Annotated in this window: 15 protein-coding genes; 1 reads left to right on the top strand and 14 read right to left on the bottom strand. The window is 58.3% G+C overall.

Annotated features, from left to right (window positions below; all coding sequences use genetic code 11):
- Window positions 1–60: 60 nt before the first annotated feature.
- From E7738_RS18540 to mltB, 6 genes are all read right to left on the bottom strand, one after another.
- A complete protein-coding gene (locus E7738_RS18540) occupies window positions 61–576 on the bottom strand; it encodes a regulatory protein RecX (RefSeq protein ID WP_223815705.1) in 516 nt (171 codons plus the stop codon).
- 107 nt (window positions 577–683) lie between these two features.
- Window positions 684–1,754 (bottom strand): recombinase RecA, encoded by a 1,071-nt coding sequence (recA, locus tag E7738_RS18535; RefSeq protein WP_058771490.1) that lies wholly within the window; start codon window positions 1,752–1,754, stop codon window positions 684–686.
- Window positions 1,755–1,847: 93 nt separating this feature from the next.
- The gene (pncC, locus tag E7738_RS18530; protein WP_010616727.1) at window positions 1,848–2,342 is read right to left on the bottom strand and encodes a nicotinamide-nucleotide amidase; all 495 of its coding nucleotides are present in this window, start codon (window positions 2,340–2,342) and stop codon (window positions 1,848–1,850) included.
- Window positions 2,343–2,444: 102 nt separating this feature from the next.
- A complete protein-coding gene (gene tam, locus E7738_RS18525) occupies window positions 2,445–3,221 on the bottom strand; it encodes a trans-aconitate 2-methyltransferase (RefSeq protein WP_152390528.1) in 777 nt (258 codons plus the stop codon).
- Between the two features lie 214 nt (window positions 3,222–3,435).
- Window positions 3,436–3,771, bottom strand: coding sequence for a zinc ribbon domain-containing protein YjdM (locus E7738_RS18520; RefSeq protein WP_211725143.1), 336 nt, complete (start codon window positions 3,769–3,771; stop codon window positions 3,436–3,438).
- 86 nt (window positions 3,772–3,857) lie between these two features.
- Window positions 3,858–4,940, bottom strand: coding sequence for a lytic murein transglycosylase B (gene mltB / locus E7738_RS18515; protein ID WP_031279678.1), 1,083 nt, complete (start codon window positions 4,938–4,940; stop codon window positions 3,858–3,860).
- A gap of 455 nt (window positions 4,941–5,395) precedes the next feature.
- Between mltB and mutS the strand changes: the two genes are divergently transcribed.
- Window positions 5,396–7,939 carry a DNA mismatch repair protein MutS gene (gene mutS / locus E7738_RS18510; RefSeq protein WP_394516354.1) on the top strand — a complete coding sequence of 848 codons (2,544 nt, stop codon included), beginning with the start codon at window positions 5,396–5,398 and terminating at the stop codon, window positions 7,937–7,939.
- A 95-nt stretch (window positions 7,940–8,034) separates the two neighbouring features.
- Here mutS and rpoS read toward each other — a convergent pair whose 3' ends face one another.
- The 8 genes from rpoS to E7738_RS18470 form a co-directional block, all read right to left on the bottom strand.
- Window positions 8,035–9,027: an RNA polymerase sigma factor RpoS gene (gene rpoS, locus E7738_RS18505; protein ID WP_021507339.1), complete on the bottom strand. Its 993-nt coding sequence runs from the start codon at window positions 9,025–9,027 to the stop codon at window positions 8,035–8,037.
- A 51-nt stretch (window positions 9,028–9,078) separates the two neighbouring features.
- Window positions 9,079–10,203 (bottom strand): murein hydrolase activator NlpD, encoded by a 1,125-nt coding sequence (nlpD, locus tag E7738_RS18500; RefSeq protein ID WP_058776000.1) that lies wholly within the window; start codon window positions 10,201–10,203, stop codon window positions 9,079–9,081.
- A 166-nt stretch (window positions 10,204–10,369) separates the two neighbouring features.
- Entirely contained in the window at window positions 10,370–10,996 is a 627-nt protein-coding gene (locus tag E7738_RS18495) for a protein-L-isoaspartate(D-aspartate) O-methyltransferase (RefSeq protein WP_021507341.1), read from the bottom strand.
- A gap of 385 nt (window positions 10,997–11,381) precedes the next feature.
- Window positions 11,382–13,226, bottom strand: a complete 1,845-nt coding sequence (locus tag E7738_RS18490) for a glycoside hydrolase family 9 protein (RefSeq protein WP_394515930.1) — start codon at window positions 13,224–13,226, stop codon at window positions 11,382–11,384.
- Window positions 13,227–13,237: 11 nt separating this feature from the next.
- On the bottom strand, window positions 13,238–14,629 hold the full coding sequence (locus tag E7738_RS18485) for an OprD family outer membrane porin (RefSeq protein ID WP_394515929.1): 1,392 nt from the start codon (window positions 14,627–14,629) through the stop codon (window positions 13,238–13,240).
- Between the two features lie 79 nt (window positions 14,630–14,708).
- Window positions 14,709–16,076: a PTS transporter subunit EIIC gene (locus E7738_RS18480; RefSeq protein WP_394515928.1), complete on the bottom strand. Its 1,368-nt coding sequence runs from the start codon at window positions 16,074–16,076 to the stop codon at window positions 14,709–14,711.
- A 30-nt stretch (window positions 16,077–16,106) separates the two neighbouring features.
- On the bottom strand, window positions 16,107–17,177 hold the full coding sequence (locus tag E7738_RS18475; RefSeq protein ID WP_394515927.1) for an SIS domain-containing protein: 1,071 nt from the start codon (window positions 17,175–17,177) through the stop codon (window positions 16,107–16,109).
- Window positions 17,178–17,336: 159 nt separating this feature from the next.
- A complete protein-coding gene (locus tag E7738_RS18470; RefSeq protein WP_150361125.1) occupies window positions 17,337–18,380 on the bottom strand; it encodes a LacI family DNA-binding transcriptional regulator in 1,044 nt (347 codons plus the stop codon).
- Window positions 18,381–18,393: the final 13 nt, after the last annotated feature.

Genomic DNA, 18,393 nt, shown 5'->3' with positions numbered 1-18,393 from the left:
GGAACAAAAAGTGGGAATAAGATAAATTTTCTTCAATGGGAAGTAAAATCCCATCGCCTTTCAGTCGTCAATATTTCTGAAAATCGCCTGAATGTCTTCCATCATAAAGCCTTTCGACATCAGAAAGCGCTGGACTTTGCTTTTTTCCGCCCAGCTTTGCGGCAGCGGTTCGCCGAATTTACGTTTAGCGACCTCGGCCGCGCACTGGCTCCAGTCAACCTCGCTGTCGAACAGCGCCTGGTTGATCTCATCGCGGTCGATGCCTTTTTGCTGCAGCTCCATGCGCACCCGCTGTGGACCATAGCCTTTGCGCGCGCGACTCTGAATAAAGCGTTCGGTAAAACGCTGGTCGTTGAGCCAGCCATTCTCCTGACACCAGTCGAGCACTTTCTCCAGCAGCGCTTCCGGTATCGGCTGGCTCTCCTGTTGCTGTAGCCAGGCCGCACGCTGATTGTTCAGCTGCAGTTTGCGTTTCAGCTCGTCGCGGCTATGGTCGCGCTGCGACAAAATACGCATGGCACGATCGAGTACCCGGGAAAAGGTAGGCTCCGGAGCCTGTGATGAGGTCGATGACATAGGATTACCTTGTTGTGACTGTTGCGCAGGGTAAAGCAAGAAGGCAGAGAGGAAAAGCACAGGCGGGAAAAAGCAAAACGGGAGCATTGCTGCTCCCGTGGGTATGGTTAGAAATCTTCGTTGGTTTCGCTGGCTTCTTCGTATTTATCAGCCGCGCTATCCGCTGTCGCCGCATCTGCCGTTGCACCGGTCAGCAGCATGTCACGCAGCTTAACGTCGAGCTCATTGGCAATCGCCGGGTTCTCTTTGAGGAAGTTGGTGGCGTTCGCTTTACCCTGGCCGATTTTATCGCCGTTGTAGCTGTACCACGCACCGGCTTTTTCCACCAGTTTGTGCTTCACGCCGAGGTCAACCAGCTCGCCGAAGGTGTTGATGCCTTCACCGTACATGATCTGGAACTCAGCCTGCTTAAACGGTGCTGCCACTTTGTTCTTCACCACTTTAACGCGGGTTTCGCTCCCCACCACTTCGTCGCCCTCTTTAATGGCGCCGATACGGCGGATATCCAGACGCACGGAGGCGTAGAACTTCAGGGCGTTACCACCGGTGGTGGTTTCCGGGTTACCGAACATCACACCAATCTTCATACGAATCTGGTTGATGAAGATCAGCAGCGTGTTGGACTGCTTGAGGTTACCCGCCAGCTTACGCATCGCCTGGCTCATCATACGCGCAGCCAGACCCATGTGCGAATCACCGATTTCACCTTCGATTTCCGCTTTCGGCGTCAGCGCCGCCACGGAGTCAACGATGATCACGTCTACCGCACCCGAACGGGCCAGCGCATCACAGATCTCCAGCGCCTGCTCACCGGTATCCGGCTGCGAACACAGCAGGTTATCAATGTCGACGCCCAGTTTCTTGGCGTATACCGGATCCAGCGCGTGCTCGGCATCGATAAAGGCACAGGTTTTGCCTTTACGCTGCGCAGCAGCAATGACCTGCAGGGTCAGCGTGGTTTTACCGGATGACTCAGGTCCGTAAATCTCAACGATACGGCCCATTGGCAGGCCACCCGCGCCCAGCGCGATGTCCAGCGACAGGGAGCCGGTAGAGATGGTTTCAACATCCATCGAGCGGTCTTCACCCAGGCGCATGATGGAGCCTTTACCAAATTGTTTCTCAATCTGGCCCAGCGCGGCAGCTAAAGCCTTCTGTTTGTTCTCGTCAATCGCCATTTCCACTCCTAATCATGCCGGGTGAGCGGGCACCGTGTATGCCTGCTCGTTCTGTTGCCGCTAATTATACTGTATAGTCATACAGTATCAAGTTTAATTTGTCAGAAATTCATCCAGCAGCGCCTGCAGCGCCCAGCTGACCGACTGACGCCGGACAGCATCACGATCGCCGGTAAACTGCTGGCGCTGCGCCAGCACGCGGCCCTCCGGACCCGCCAGCGCAAACCAGACGGTACCGACCGGCTTTTCAGCCGTGCCGCCATCTGGTCCGGCGATGCCGCTCACCGCAATACCGTAGCCAGCGCCGGCCGCGGCACAGGCGCCGGTCACCATTTCGCGTACCGTTTGCTCACTGACGGCACCATGCTGCGCCAGCGTCGCCGCCTGCACGCCAACCATCTGCTGCTTGGCCTCATTGCTATAGGTAACGAAGCCGCGCTCAAACCAGGCAGAACTGCCGCTGATGTCGGTAAATACCTTGGCAATCCAGCCGCCGGTACAGGACTCCGCCGCCGTCACCGTCGCCTGACGATGCCTGAGCTGTTCGCCAATACGGCGGCTGAGCTGCTGAAGTTGTTCGTCGTTCATCGCCTTCTCCTGTTGTGGCGCTTCACGTTAGCAGTAAATGGTGCGGCGACAAGCCCTTTTCAACCGCCGCCGTCGCATTTTGCGCGCTGCGTTCCGGCAGGGTCAGCGCGTTTTCACTGCCACCATAAATAAACGCGGAAAGGCCAGCAAAACCTGTCCATTGCTGCGCGTCGGGTAAGCGGGCAGCAGCGCCTGATGATAGTCGTGTAAAAAGTCAGCCTGCTGCGCCTCATCCAGCGCGGCAAGGAACGGACGCAGCCCGGTGGCACGCAGCCAGCTGATGATCGCCTGCGCATCCGCCATCGGATGATAGTAAGTGGTGCGCCAGATATCGACCTGACAGCCTGCATCGCCTAATAAATCATAGTAGCGATCGCTGCTCAGCAGGCGTTTGCGTTCTGCCGCCTGAGGCGAAATATGCGCCTGCCAGCGTGAGCTGGCTGCTACCTCACGCATCAGACGATGCGACGGCTCCTGCAGGTTATCAGGCATTTGCACCGCCAGTGCACCGCCCGGTGCCAGCTGGTTTACCAGATGCGGCAACAAGGTGTCGTGGTCGGTCAGCCATTGCAGCGACGCGTTGGCATAAATGACCTGTTGCGGCTGCTCAGGCTGCCAGCTGCGGATATCGGCCTGACGAAAATCACAGTCCGGCAGGCGTTGCCGCGCCTGTTCCAGCATCGCCTCGGAGCTGTCGATGCCGGTGATGTGCGCCTGCGGCCAGGCCTGTGCCAGCAGTTCCGTGCTGTTGCCCGGGCCACATCCCAGGTCCGTAGCAAAGCGCACCTCGTTGACGGGAATACGCGCCAGCAACTCCTGTGCCGGACGCGTACGCTCAGATTCAAACTGACGATACAGCTGGGGATTCCAGTCTTGCATAGCAACGCTCCTGTCTGTGTGGAAGAGTCACACACTACCTGTTTTGCTGCGCGAGGCGCGAAGAGAAAAGTGCGGTTGCCGGAAAAGTGTGAGTGGCGCAGCGGAATCAGAGACAGCAGGTTCGGGCGTGGCGATATCGCGCGCTGGTGAGGCTGTGGTTACCAGCCCAACCAGAAGGGAGAAAGCAACAGGACGGCACATGGCCGTCCTGCAATTAGTTCTTTTTCACAAACTCAGATTTGAGTTTCATCGGACCGAAGCCGTCGATTTTGCAATCGATATTGTGGTCACCTTCAACCAGACGGATGCTTTTCACTTTAGTGCCGATTTTCAGGGTGGAAGAGCTGCCTTTCACCTTGAGATCTTTCACTACGGTTACGCTATCGCCATCTGCCAGCAGGTTACCGTTGGCATCGCGCACCACCAGCCCTTCGCTGCTGTCATCCACGCTGGCGGACCAGATATGGCCGCAGGAGGGGCAGTTCAGGTTATCACCCTCCTGCCAGGTGTAATCTGCCTGGCAGGCCGGGCAGGCAGGTAAAGTCGTCATACATTTTCCTCAGTGGTCGGTATGCGATGAAGAAGGCACCGCAAAACGGGCGCCATCTTATACCCTCATACTTTATAAGGACAGGATTAAAGCATGTTGCCCTGACGCGCCTGGGCGACCGCCTGCCCCAGCTGCCATACCGCCATGGCATAGTGCGTGCTGTGGTTGTAGCGCGTAATCACGTAGAAATTAGGCAGACCGTACCAGTATTGATAGCTGGTGCCGAGATCCAGCCGCAGCAGGCTGACCTGGCTGTTGCCGTCCAGCGAACCCTGCGGTGCCAGACCGCTGGCCGCCAGCGTATTCACTGAATAAGAGGTTTTGAAACCGTTCTCCAGCGCCGGTGCCTGACCGCTGGCGGGCACGGCGACGTTTTCACCGGAACGCCAGCCGTGCGCTTTAAAGTAGTTGGCAACGCTGCCGATGGCATCCACCGGATCCCACAGATTGATATGGCCGTCGCCGTTAAAATCGACCGCATACTGCTTATAGGAGGACGGCATAAACTGGCCGTAGCCCATGGCACCGGCGAAAGAGCCGCGCAGATCCAGCGGATCGTCCTGCTCGGTGCGCGCCATCAGCAGGAAGGTTTCCAGCTCGCTGCTGAAGTAAGCGGCACGGCGCGGATAGCTGAACGAGAGCGTTGCCAGCGCGTCCAGCAGACGGGTTTTGCCCATTACCCGACCCCAGCGTGTTTCCACCCCGATAATCCCGACAATGATCTCCGGCGGTACGCCATACACCTGCTGGGCGCGCTGCAGCGCATCCTGATACTGATTCCAGAAGGCGACGCCGTTCTGCACGTTATCCGGGGTGATGAATTTATTGCGATAGCGAATCCACGCGCCGTTCGGCCCGCTCGGCGGCGTATAGCTCGGCGCCTGCTGATCCATCAGGCGCAGCACGTAATCCAGTCGCTTCGCCTGGCCAATGACCGCATGCAGCTGGTCGCGGTTGAAACCGTGCTTCGCCACCATCTGATCGATAAATTGTTCTGCCGCCGGATTACCGGCAAAGTCGCCAAACATCGGCTGAATGGCGTGAGAAGGTTCCAGTAAAAACCCCCCTTTCGGTGCAGGCACAACGGCGGATTGCTGCTGGGGGGCAGGCTTACTGCTGCAGGCAGCAAGCAAACAAATAAGCGGAAGAAGAGCAACCTTAAAACGCATCGGATATCCATAAGCCAGATGAAACACGAATGCTCATGGTAATCGTTCAACGAAGCGACTTACAGAGCAATGTCGTAAATTTACGCCCGTTGTGATTCTGCAGTTATGACCAGCCATATCTCTGGTCAGGTAATGAAAACGCCGCTGAGGTAAGGGGTGCACTGGCCGAACTGACGCTCATCTGTAGCACGGCCGCGGCTAAGCGCCGAATTTGCGCGCTGGCTCCACAGTTTTCCCTGCCACGTAAAATTTGTTTTTTCCCGCCTGACGCAATTTGTTATGGTCGCCAGCCAGAAACATCGGCTGGCGGATGAAGCGAGCTGCGCAAAAATGCTAACATCTGCCCTTTCGTTATCCGCCAGCGTGATAACCATCCATCCCGGCTGTCACTGTCCAGCCAGCGGTAATCAAAAGAGTGAATCCTGAGTGAGAATGAGATGAAAGGAGCAGAGCAAATGGACTTCAGTGGTCATACCCCCATGATGCAGCAATACCTGCGCCTGAAGGCCGATCATCCTGACATCCTGCTGTTTTATCGCATGGGCGATTTCTACGAGCTGTTTTATGACGATGCCAAACGCGCCTCGCAGCTGCTGGAAATCTCGCTGACCAAACGCGGCGCGTCCGCCGGGGAACCGATCCCGATGGCCGGCGTGCCCTATCATGCCGTTGAAGGCTACCTGGCGAAGCTGGTTCAGCTGGGCGAATCGGTGGCGATCTGCGAGCAGATTGGCGATCCGGCGCTGAGCAAAGGGCCGGTTGAACGTAAAGTGGTGCGCATTGTGACGCCCGGCACCATCAGCGATGAAGCGTTGCTGCAGGAGCGCCAGGATAACCTGCTGGCGGCCATTTTCCAGAGCCAGCGCGGTTTTGGCTATGCCACGCTGGATATCAGTTCCGGTCGTTTCCGCCTCTGCGAACCGGATGATGTCGAAACCATGGCGGCCGAACTGCAGCGCACCAATCCGGCAGAACTGCTCTATCCGGAGGATTTACAGGCTATGACGCTGATCGATCAGCGCCGTGGCCTGCGTCGCCGTCCGCTGTGGGAATTTGAAATCGACACCGCGCGCCAGCAGCTCAACCTGCAGTTTGGCACGCGCGACCTCAGCGGCTTTGGCGTCGAGCAGGCGCATCTGGCGCTGCGCGCGGCGGGCTGTCTGCTGCAGTATGTGAAAGATACGCAGCGCACCTCGCTGCCCCATATTCGTTCACTGAGTATGGAGCGCCAGCAGGACAGCGTCATTATGGATGCGGCTACCCGGCGCAATCTGGAAATCACCCAGAATCTGGCGGGCGGCAGCGAAAATACGCTCGCGGCGGTGCTGGATAAAACCGTCACGCCGATGGGCAGCCGCATGCTGAAGCGCTGGCTGCATATGCCGCTGCGCGACGTAGCCACCATCACGCGCCGCCAGGAATCAATTGCCGAACTGCAGTCGCTGAGCGAAGAACTGCAACCGGTGCTGCGCCAGGTGGGCGATCTGGAGCGTATTCTGGCACGTCTGGCGCTGCGCACCGCGCGTCCGCGCGATCTGGCACGCATGCGTCATGCCTTCCAGCAATTACCAGAACTCAATACCCTGTTAGCGGGCGTGGCAGCGCCCCATCTCAACGCGCTGCGCGATCGGATGGGAGATTTCAGCGAACTGCGCGAACTGCTGGAAAGCGCCATTATTGAATCGCCGCCGGTGCTGGTGCGCGACGGAGGTGTTATCGCGCCCGGCTATAACGCCGAGCTGGACGAGTGGCGCGCGCTGGCCGACGGCGCCAGCGACTACCTTGACCGCCTGGAGATTCGCGAGCGCGAAAAACTGGGGCTGGATACGCTGAAGGTTGGCTTCAACGCTGTGCACGGCTATTACATTCAGGTCAGCCGCGGACAGAGCCATCTGGTGCCTATCCATTACGTTCGCCGCCAGACGCTGAAAAATGCTGAGCGCTATATCATTCCCGAACTGAAAGAGTACGAAGACAAGGTTCTCACGTCGAAAGGCAAAGCGCTGGCGCTGGAAAAGAGCCTGTATGACGAGCTGTTCGATCGCCTGCTGCCGCACCTCGACGCGCTGCAGCAGAGCGCCGCGGCGCTGGCAGAACTGGACGTACTGGCCAACCTGGCCGAGCGCGCCTGGACGCTCAACTATTGCCGCCCGGTGCTGCAGGAGAAAGCCGGTATCCGCATCACCGCCGGTCGCCATCCGGTGGTGGAACAGGTGCTGAAAGAGCCGTTCATTGCCAACCCGCTGTCGCTCTCGATGCAGCGTCGCATGCTGATCATTACCGGCCCCAACATGGGCGGCAAGAGTACTTATATGCGGCAGACGGCCCTGATTGCACTGATGGCCTGGATCGGCAGCTATGTGCCAGCGGAAGAGACAGTGATCGGCCCTATCGATCGCATCTTTACCCGTGTCGGTGCCGCCGACGATCTCGCCTCCGGCCGCTCTACCTTTATGGTCGAGATGACCGAGACCGCCAACATTCTGCATAACGCCACCGAAAACAGCCTGGTGCTGATGGACGAAATCGGCCGCGGGACGTCCACTTATGATGGCCTGTCGCTCGCCTGGGCCTGTGCCGAAAGCCTGGCGAATCGCATCAAAGCCATGACGCTGTTTGCCACCCACTACTTCGAGCTCACGACCCTGCCGGAGAAAATGGAAGGCGTGGTGAATGTGCATCTTGATGCGGTGGAACACGGTGACACCATTGCCTTTATGCACAGCGTGCAGGATGGCGCCGCGAGCAAGAGCTACGGCCTGGCCGTGGCGGCGCTGGCCGGTGTGCCGAAAGAGGTGATTAAGCGTGCGCGCCACAAGCTAAAAGAGCTGGAAGCGCTGTCGGGCAGTTCTGCCGGCTCAACGGTGGAAGGCTCACAGCTGCCGCTGCTGGTGGCGGAAACCTCGCCGGCAGTGGAGGCGCTGGAAGCGCTCGACCCGGACAGCCTGACGCCCAAACAGGCGCTGGAGTGGATTTACCGTCTGAAAACCCTGATGTAACCTGCCACCGGCGCGTGCGCGGCGCGCGCTGGCCTGAATGACAGGCATAAAAAAACGGTGACCTTATGGTCACCGTTTTTATTGCCAGCTACGGCTTATTCGCGGAACAGTGCTTCGATATTCAGACCCTGCGTCTGCAGAATTTCACGCAGACGACGCAGACCTTCTACCTGAATCTGACGGACACGCTCACGGGTTAAACCGATTTCGCGGCCCACATCTTCCAGCGTTGCCGCTTCATAGCCTAACAGGCCGAAACGACGCGCCAGCACTTCACGCTGCTTGGCATTGAGTTCAAACAACCACTTAACGATGCTCTGTTTCATATCATCGTCCTGCGTGGTGTCTTCCGGACCGTTGTCTTTCTCATCGGCCAGGATATCCAGCAGCGCTTTCTCGGAATCACCGCCTAACGGCGTATCAACCGACGTAATGCGCTCGTTGAGACGCAACATACGGCTTACGTCATCAACTGGCTTGTCCAGCTGCTCGGCGATCTCTTCCGCACTCGGCTCATGGTCCAGCTTGTGCGACAGTTCACGCGCGGTACGCAGGTAAACGTTCAGTTCTTTAACAATGTGAATCGGCAGACGGATGGTACGGGTTTGGTTCATGATAGCCCGTTCAATGGTCTGACGAATCCACCAGGTGGCATAGGTTGAGAAGCGGAACCCGCGTTCCGGGTCAAACTTCTCTACGGCGCGAATCAGGCCGAGATTCCCCTCTTCAATCAGATCCAGCAGCGCCAGACCACGATTGCTATAACGACGGGCAATCTTTACCACCAGGCGTAAGTTACTTTCAATCATGCGACGACGAGAAGGAATGTCACCGCGTAATGCGCGACGGGCGAAGAACACCTCTTCTTCCGCCGTTAACAGTGGTGAATAACCAATCTCGCCGAGGTAAAGCTGCGTCGCATCCAGAACGCGTTGCGTCGCACCTTGTGACAGCAACTCTTCTTCAGCTACTTCATTATCACCAGGTTCGTTCTCAACGAGAGCCTTCTCATCAAAAACCTCAGCTCCGTTCTCCTCGAATTCCGCATCATCGTGTAACTCATTAACTTTCAGCGTATTCTGGCTCATAAGCGGCTCCTACCCGTGATCCAAGGGCAGAACACCTAAGGTTCTGCCGGATTATCGCTGCGGTAAATAACGCAACGGGTTTACGGATTTCCCCTTGTAACGAATTTCAAAGTGCAATCTTACTGAACTGGTTCCGGTGCTACCCATGGTAGCGATTTTTTGCCCCGCCTTAACTTCCTGTTGTTCCCGGACCAGCATGGTATCGTTGTGGGCGTAGGCACTCAGGTAATCATCGTTGTGTTTGATGATGATTAAATTACCGTACCCGCGGAGCGCGTTGCCTGCGTATACCACTCTTCCTGATGCAGTGGCGACGACAGGTTGTCCACGCGACCCGGCGATATCGATCCCTTTGTTTCCGCCTTCCGCAGCGGAGAAGTTATCGATGATCTTCCCATCAGTCGGCCAACGCCAGCTTCCCACTGGTGTTGTGCTATTAGTTGTGCTGCTAACTGTGGGCGGTGCGGTAACCGGAGCTGTGGTCGTTGCCACATTATTTGCCCCTTTCGACGGCAGCATTTTCCCGCCTGTCGAACCCGAATCATCAGAATACGTAATAACAGGTTGCTGTGCAACAGGGGTGGATTTAATTTGCGTCTGATTCGATGCCACCGGAACGCCGCCCTGCGTGGCATCCGCTGCGGTTATCGCGTTACCACCGGTGATGGTCTGACCGTTACCGTTACCCACCTGTAACGTCTGCCCGGCGCTCAGGCTATAGGGCGCCGCAATATTATTGCGCTGTGCCAGATCGCGGAAATCATTGCCGGTAATCCAGGCAATATAGAACAGCGTATCGCCTCGCTTAACGGTGTAGGTTTCACCGCCGTAGCTGCCTTTAGGAATATTCCCATAATTGCGATTGTACACAATACGACCATTTTCGGTGGTCACATTATTATTACCACTAACCATTCCACCTGCAGGCGCGGCTGATGGTGTACCACCGCTTAACATTCCACCACGCGGCATCGCCGGCACGGTGCTGTTCTGCGCGGCGATCATGCCGCCGCCTGTGGTGGGAGCAGCAGCCATACCGCTGTCGCCGCTGTTGCTGCCAATCTGGCTGATGGGGGCTTGTGTGTTGTCGCCAGAGCTACAGCCTGCCAGCCAAAAACCGACCAGTGAAAGTGCCGCCAGACGGCGTAATTGAAATACTGTGCTTCCCGTGCTCATTGATCCCCCGTGATGGCAATCCTGGATAAAACTGTGTGTCGACGTTGACCGCATGATTCACTATCTGTGCCGTCAAAAACGCGCTTTCGCATTGATTAACAAGGATAGTAACAATATCAACTGCGCCATGCCATGTAACGATTGTGAAGAAATACGTAAGATGGCTTTATGCCAGATCGCCCTGAACCAGCGGCACAAAGCGCACCGGCTCAATCGTTTCTTCAATGATTTCACCACCCTGACGACGCAGGCGCTTAAGTACCTGCTGGTCCTCACCCACCGGCAGCACCATTTTGCCGCCTTCTCCCAGTTGCGCTATCAGCGCAGTCGGAATTTCTGGCGGTGCGGCAGTCACAATAATGGCATCAAACGGCCCCCGCGCGGCCCAGCCCTGCCAGCCGTCGCCGTGGCGTGTGGAAATGTTATGCAGATCGAGCTGCTTCAGGCGGCGTTTCGCCTGCCACTGCAGCCCTTTGATGCGTTCAACCGAGTAAACGTGGTTAACCAGATGCGCGAGAATGGCGGTCTGATAACCCGAACCGGTGCCAATTTCCAGCACGCGCGAGGTCGGGTTCAGCTCCAGCAGCGCCGTCATGCGCGCCACCATATAAGGCTGAGAAATGGTCTGGCCGTTGCCAATCGGCAGCGCCACATTTTCCCAGGCTTTATGTTCAAAAGCCTCGTCAATAAAGCGTTCACGCGGGACATCAGCGATGGCTTTCAGCAGATGCTCATCGTGAATACCCTGCGTGCGCAGTTGGGCCAGAAGCGTTTCGATGCGCCGGTTTACCATGCCGGATTCACCTCAGCCTGGTACAGCCCGTCGCCTGCCCTCTTCCGCGCCACGCCGGCGCCAGGATCAACCTGTCGTAATGTCTTCACGCCAGGGAACACGCCAATGCCGGGAGTCTGAATTCCATCATCGTTGCTGAGCCGTATCCGCATCTGATTCTGACCTTTTTCATTAACCGGTCCACCGACCGCCGCGCCCGTTTTGCGCCTTCAGCGGCGCAAGCGGTCCTGCGCTGGCGGCACAAGGATGTTTGCATTCTAGCGGTGAGGCGCGGGAAGTGGTAGGCGTAAATCACGCAACCGTCGGCAGTTGTCGCAACAATAAGCAGTCAAACGCAATGGCACCCAGTAAAAAGCCCGGCGAAAAGCCGGGCTGATTTATCACCTCAGTGACGATCCGGTAAGCTCACCGCATACAGATACCAGGCCGAGTGCGGCAGCCAGCCTTCCGCCCAGCGCCAGTCGTCATCCTTCCGTGTGACCGCATAACCTTCATCAAAGGCGATGCCGTCCGCCACCTGATTCGACGCGCCGGTGATGCCGTTAACGATACCGCCTGGCAGCGTGGTGTATTTCCACGAATTGAAGAACAGATAGCTGATGTGACGATAGCCGCTGCCGGTCAGCATGCTGACGTCGTACGGATTATGACCGAGAATCCAGTTGAGCTGATCCCAGGCATAGCTCTGCAGCTGCTGCGTAAAGGCTTTATCGTCCGCGAACAGTGGCATCGCCTGACGGGCGGCGGCGGCCAGCGACGCGATACGCGCGTTTTCGCCCTGCCACCACGGCGCAGCTTCGCTGTCGTGCGGGAAGAAGAAGCTGGTGCGCTTCACGCCGTCTTTCAGCTGAATCAGCTGGCGCGCATAGCCAAACGGGTTATTGCTCTCTTTGGTGACCGCCAGCTCAAAGCCCAGCGAGCGTTTTACCGTCTGGCGGATGCTCGCCTGCTGTGCCTGTGGCGCGATGCGCGCGTACTCCAGCAGTGCGATCACCGGCAGACCGGCATCGGACGGATGGAAGAACGGGCGTTTTTCGCCGTCGGCACGCCAGTAGTCATGCCAGTTATCCAGCGACGTCAGTCGCGCCATCAGGCTCTCCGCGCGCTGCTGCGCCGCAGCCAGATAGACCGCTTTTTGCGAGGCGCGATACAGCTCGGTAGCCGCCAGCAGCGCGGTATAATCATCCACAATGTTCTCTTTGCCGTCATTCACCATGCGCAGGTTATTTTTCTGCAGGAAGGCAAAGGCATCTTCTGCGGTTTGCAGATACTGCTGCCGCGTGAAATTGCCGTCATTCTCCATGGTGCTGGCCAGCGCCAGCGCGGCAATTGACATGCCGGCACCGGATCGGAAGCTGGCCTGCCACGCCAGCGGGCCGACCGCCTCTTCTTCAACAATGGTGGAATCTGACTCCTTCTCTTTAATCTGCGTGCGCCAGTTGGGATTGGCGATCACCCGGTCCTGAGCCAGCTTCTCTTTGCCCGGCGACGAGATCGCCTGGAAGAAGGATTCACCCGGCCGCTTCATGCGCACCAGGAAATCGGCACCGTACAGCCCTTCGTCGAGCATGCGCCGGCGATACTCATCAAAGTTCGGGTTATCCCGCGCCCCGAGATTTTGATAACCGCGCAGTAAACTCCACGCCACCAGCGGCGCCTGCTGCGGATTGAAGTAAGAGGTCAGATTCTGGTGCGACAGGTGCACGCCGTAATCGCCGGTGGCGTCATACCAGCCGCCGTGGACGTCAACCGTACCGCTGCCGGTGCCCGGTGGCAGCGGCAGTTTGCGGTCCGCCTTATCGAACAGGCCGGTGACGCGCTGGCTTTTGAAGTAGGCAATCACATCGGACAGCGTATAGCGCTCGAGCAGATCGGCACCAATAATGAACGGCCCGGAGCGCACATCGCCGTCGCTGCTGGTGGTTTGCAGCACGTAGCGGCCCGGCGTTTGCCAGCCGGAGAAATCGGCACGATAGAAGGTGCGATCGCCCCAGCCCGGCACGTCACCCTGCGGCTGCAGCGTGCCGCTCAGCACCGCTTTATTAGTCTCATTATCCAGCAGGGTAAATTTCGCCGGCGGCTTAGCGCGCGAGTCGCCGGTCAGCTGCACGATGGCGTTTTTCGGCGCGGCAACATCGTAGCCGACCTGATTGATTAAAACGTGGGTTTCGGCATGCGCCAGCCCGGCCAGTAACAGCGCTGCGGTCAGCGCGGAGAAGCGAATCCTCATGGTCATCATCCTTAGTGTCGTGAGTGATTGAACAGGCTAAAAGGGGCAATCATCATGAATTTGACGTCCTTTTCATCCTGGAAAACGTTGCCATAGCCGCCGCCCCAGCTGGGATTATCGCTATGGTTGTTGTAGGCGGTGAGATGCAGCTTAAATACCGTGTCTTTGGCCCAGCCGGATTGCACCTGCCACACCAGATCGCCGTTGATGGCGGTTTCCGTCAGGCGCTGCTGCTGCGACCAGTCGCCGCCGCGCGCCGGTTTGCCGTCCCAGCCCCAGGCGAATGAACCACCGATGCTGACGCCCGGCCAGACGATGTCGCTGAGATCGATCATCAGGCCCGCGAACAGCGCTTTTTCGCCGTCGGCGTTGAAGTCAGAGCGCGAATCCCACCACATATCGATGCGGCCCGCGGAGTTGGGATAGATCGGCGTCATCGCCACGGTGTAGTAACCCTGTTTCCCCGGTGCGTGCACCGCGCTGCCCTCCAGCCGGAACTGGTAGCGATTCCACTGGTACGCCAGCGTCAGGCCCTGCTGCCAGGCAAACTCATCGTAAACATCATGGCGACCGGTACGATCCTGCGAGCCGTAGAACTGCCAGCTGACGCTGAACGGGTTATCCCACAGCGTGGTCTGACGTGCCGCTTTGGCGAAATATTTGTCGAGATAATGCGGAGATTCCCCCCACGCCAGCTCCAGCGTGTTGCCGTTTTTGAAGTCATACTTCGCGCCCAGCGAGTGCAGATAAGGAATGCGTGTTTGCCGGTCGATTTCGCGAAACTCATACATTTTGCGATACCACGGTGCTTTGTACTTGTTGGCACCCATCCACGACAGTGACAGCGCGCCGGCAGCGCCATAGTCATAGACTGCCCCGACTTCCACGCCCTGGTAGGTGCCGGGCAGAAATCCCCATTGGGTGCCAAGCAGCGTCTGACCGCTCGGCTGGATATAACCGGCCCGCAGCCAGTAGTCGCCGGCTTTGAGTTTCAGCGCGGCACGGTAGAGATCCAGCCCGTTACGTTCGCCGACGCCACGGTCTTCCCACATCGAAGGCCCGTGACTGAAGCTGATCTCGTTGGGATGCGCCGGACTGCCTTCAAACAGATCCCAGGTGGCGAAGGCCGCCACATCAATGCCCACGGTATCGGCCAGATAGCCGGACTGATAATCGAGCGCGCCGGTCAGCGTGCTGTGATGCAGGTTGGTCTGATAGTGCTGATAGTGCGCGCTGTGCGGATCGAGATCTTTACGCTCACGGTGGCGCTGCCAGTAATAGACGGTGCCCTCCAGCGTGCTGTCTTCAACAAATCCTTCCGCCAGCGCCGACGGTGCCGCGCCCAGCATCAGGGTGGCCAGCGGCAGCAGCGCTGCCTTTTTTCTCCTGGTGAATGTGTTCATGACCTTTCCTTAAGGTGCACGCGGCCCTGCGAAGCAGCCGCATGCGATTTCCCTGTTTTGGTGTTAACGAATCAGCGCATCAGGCGCCGGTTTTATTCACGCTGCGCAGCGTCCAGCGGCCGTAAATCAGCGTCAGAATGAATGGGGTGAGGAAAGCCACGGCAATTGCCGCCACTTCATAGATCATCTTCGACTCAGGGCCTTCGAACAGGCCGAGTTCAAACACGTTCAGCACCGGCAGGAAACTGTAGGTTTTCACCTGCAGCAGCCCGGTGATGCCACCGCCGAGCGCCGCGCCGATGCAGCCGAAGATAAACAGCATGCGGTACTTGAGATTGACGCCGTACAGCGCCGGTTCGGTGATGCCAAAGAACGCTGACAGCGACGCCGAGATTGCAATCTGCCGGTCGCGCAGGCTGCGGGCGATGAAGATCGCGCCGGTGACCGCGCCAAACTGCCCCATCACCGCCGACATAAACATCGCCATGATGGTGTCGTAGCCCTGCACCTGAATATTGATCAGCGCCAGCGGGATGATGCCCCAGTGGACGCCAAACACCACAAATAGCTGACCAATGCCCGCCAGCAGCGCGCCGGAGATCATCGGGCTGAGCTGATAGAGCCAGCTGTAGCCACTGGCGATGCCGACGCCAACGTAATCTGCCAGCGGGCCAATCACCGTGAACACCACAAAACCGCAAATCAGCAGCGACAGGCACGGCACAAACACCAGCGCTGCCACCTCGGGGATCCACTGTTTCAGCCGGCGCTCAACCTTGCTCAGCAGCAGCACCGCCAGAATCGCCGGAATCACCGCGCCGCCGTAAATCTTCAGGCTGATGCTCAGGCCGAACAGCGCGAAGTGCGCCGGCAGATCCGGCTGGGTGAGCGGAAACACCATCGCCGCCGTCAGCGCCAGCGCGGTGAAACGGCTGGCACCGAAACGGTCTGCCGCGGTAACCGCAATAAACAGCGGCAGAAAGACAAACACCCCGCTGGCCAGCGCGTTGAACATGGCGAACAGCAGGTCATCGTCCGCCACCCAGCCCTGCGTCTGCAACAGCACAATGATGCCTTTGATCACCCCGATGCCGGCCAGTACGCCAATGTAGGGCGTAAAGATAGCGCCGAGCGTGGCCAGCATTTTACCCGCGACGCCGCGCTCGTCTTTGCCGGGCTTCACCGGTTCGGCCACCGGCGCTGTGCCCTGCTGCATCGCCTGATACAGCTGTTCGACCTGCGGCCCGACCACAATCTGCAGCTGTCCGGACGCGTTCACCACGCGGATGACGCCCGGCAGGCTACTGATGGCCGGCATATCGACACTGGTCAGATCGTTTATCGTCAGCCGCAGCCGCGTGGCGCAGTGTGAAATATGGCTGATGTTATCGTCGCCGCCGACCTGTTCCCTGATGGCCTGCGCCAGCTTCACGTAATCGAGTTTCATTGTTGTTATCCTTATGGCTCGCGCCCGGCGTTAGTCGTAATCACCCGGTTTGGTTTTGCTCTTCATCGCCACGCCAAAATCAGTGAATATGCGCTGCGGCAGATTGTTGCCTTTGGCTTCAGCGATGTGATGCGCGAGGATCTGGAATGGAATCACCATCAGCAGCGGCGCTATCCATTCGCTGACCTCCACGCCGAGCGCCAGCGTGCGCGCATCATCACTTTCCCCGAGACACAGACTCCAGACGTGCGGCGTCACGCGCTGCTCATACTGGCGCAGCAGCTGCAGGCGTTCGCGCACCGGCGCCTCGACGTCGATGAAGAACAGCCGGTGCTGCGGATTGATTTCGAAATAGGGGCCGTGCATAAACGCTTCCAGTTCAATGCCCTGCGACGGCACGCGCACCGTTTCGCTGAATTTGGTCTCCATCTCTTTGATCACGCCAATCGCCGGACCAAAGCCAATCGAGATAAAGCGTGGCGCCGCAGTGAGATCGTCCTGCCAGCGCTGCCAGAAGCGCTCGGTGCGGGCGATGATGTCCGGAATCGCGTCGACGCCGTGCTGCAGTTGCGCCAGCGCCTGCTGCTCCTGCTCTGCGCTGAGGCGACCGCTGTGGCGCGCACTTTGCACGCCAATCAGCATCAGCGTCAGGATCGTGGCGACATAGCCTTTGGTGACATACCCGACGCGCTCTTCGCCGTTCATGATGTCTACGGCGTGATCCACCGCCTGCGCCAGCGGACTGGTGATTTTGCTGGTGATGCCCCAGGTTGCCACGCCGTGCTGTTTTTTCAGCGCGTCGATCGCTGCCAGCGTCGAAGTGCTCTCGCCGCTCTGTGAAATCGCGATCACCAGATCGGTCGCCGGGTCCCACTGCTCGTAATGCTGAAAATGGAACGGCTCCTGCACGCTGATGCGTACGCCAGTCAGTTGCTCAACGTAATATTTGGCGCTGAGCGCGGCGTTGATGCTGGAGCCGGTGGCCAGAATCAGCACTGTTTTCGCCTTGCCCAGCACCGGTAATCCCTGCGGATAGCACGCCAGCAGATGGCTCAGCACCTCGGGTTGCTGGTGGATGTAGGTCATCATGGTGGGTTTCATTACCGCTCCTTAAACTGTTTTCCCGCCAACCTGAAAACGTTTTCAGGTTGTGAGCCAACTTATTTAATGGCGCATATTAAGTCAACGTGAGGATCGTGAAATTGCGATCGCGCTAACAAAGCGCAACGAAAGCAGGCGGAACGTTTAAGGGGGAGAAGATCAGGCGGATTCGCCGGGGATCAATACCGGCTTTAGCGGTGCGCTGCAGCGCGCGTGCGGGCTTAAGCTGCCGTCCAGCTGCGCCATCATCATGGTGATAATGTTTTGCCCCAGCTGCGGATTCTGGTGATCGACGCTGGTCAGGCGCGGAATAAAATACTCGCTGCCGGGGAAACGCTCGCAGCTGATTACCGCTACCTGCTCAGGCACGTCAATGCCGCGATCGCGTAGCGCGCGGATCGCGCCCATCGCCACGCGATCGTTGATTGCCACCAGCGCCTGCGGTTGCTCTGCCTGCTGCCACAGCGTATCAATCGCCTGATAGCCGTGTTCAGGATAGAAGTTATTCAGGCAGATCCAGCTGTCGCGCGGCGTAATGCCGGCCTGCTGCAGCGTGGCGTGGAAATGACTGACGCGCTCGCGCGTCACCCACACTTTGCGCGAACCGCCAATAAACGCGATATCACGCAGGCCGCGCGCCAGCAGGTGATTCACCGCCAGTCCGACGCAGTGCTGCTGGTCGCGCATCACGCACGGCCAGCGGCCAGCAGGATGCGGCTGCCCCACCACCACCACCGCCATTTTGTCCATCAGCGATTCCAGCAGCGTCAGGTAGCCGGCCGGAATCGGCGCATAGTCGCTGTGGCCGCCGAGCACGATCACCCCATCGATCTGGCTATCGATAATCGACTGAAAAATCGCGCTTTCGTCATCGTCGTGCTGAGGGCTACGGTTGGCCGACTGGGTATCGTACAGGGTGATTTTGTAACCGATGGCCAGACAGGCCTGCTGAATCTGCGCCACCAGCGTGACGAAGTAAGGGTTAGTGATGTCAGAGACGATCACCGCGAGCGTATAGCTCTGGCGCGATATCATGCCGCGCGCCATCAGGTTGGGGCTGAACTGATGCTCGGCGATCACCTGTTCCACCCGCGTGCGGGTTTTTTCCGACACCCACGCATGCTTATTGAGCACGCGCGAGACGGTGGTAATCGACACACCGGCGAGTACGGCAATATCCTTGATGGTGAGATTTTTGCTCATCGTCGCCGGGTTC

The organism is Pantoea sp. SGAir0430, assembly GCF_043549295.1.
This window is presented reverse-complemented; position numbering and strand designations above follow the sequence as displayed.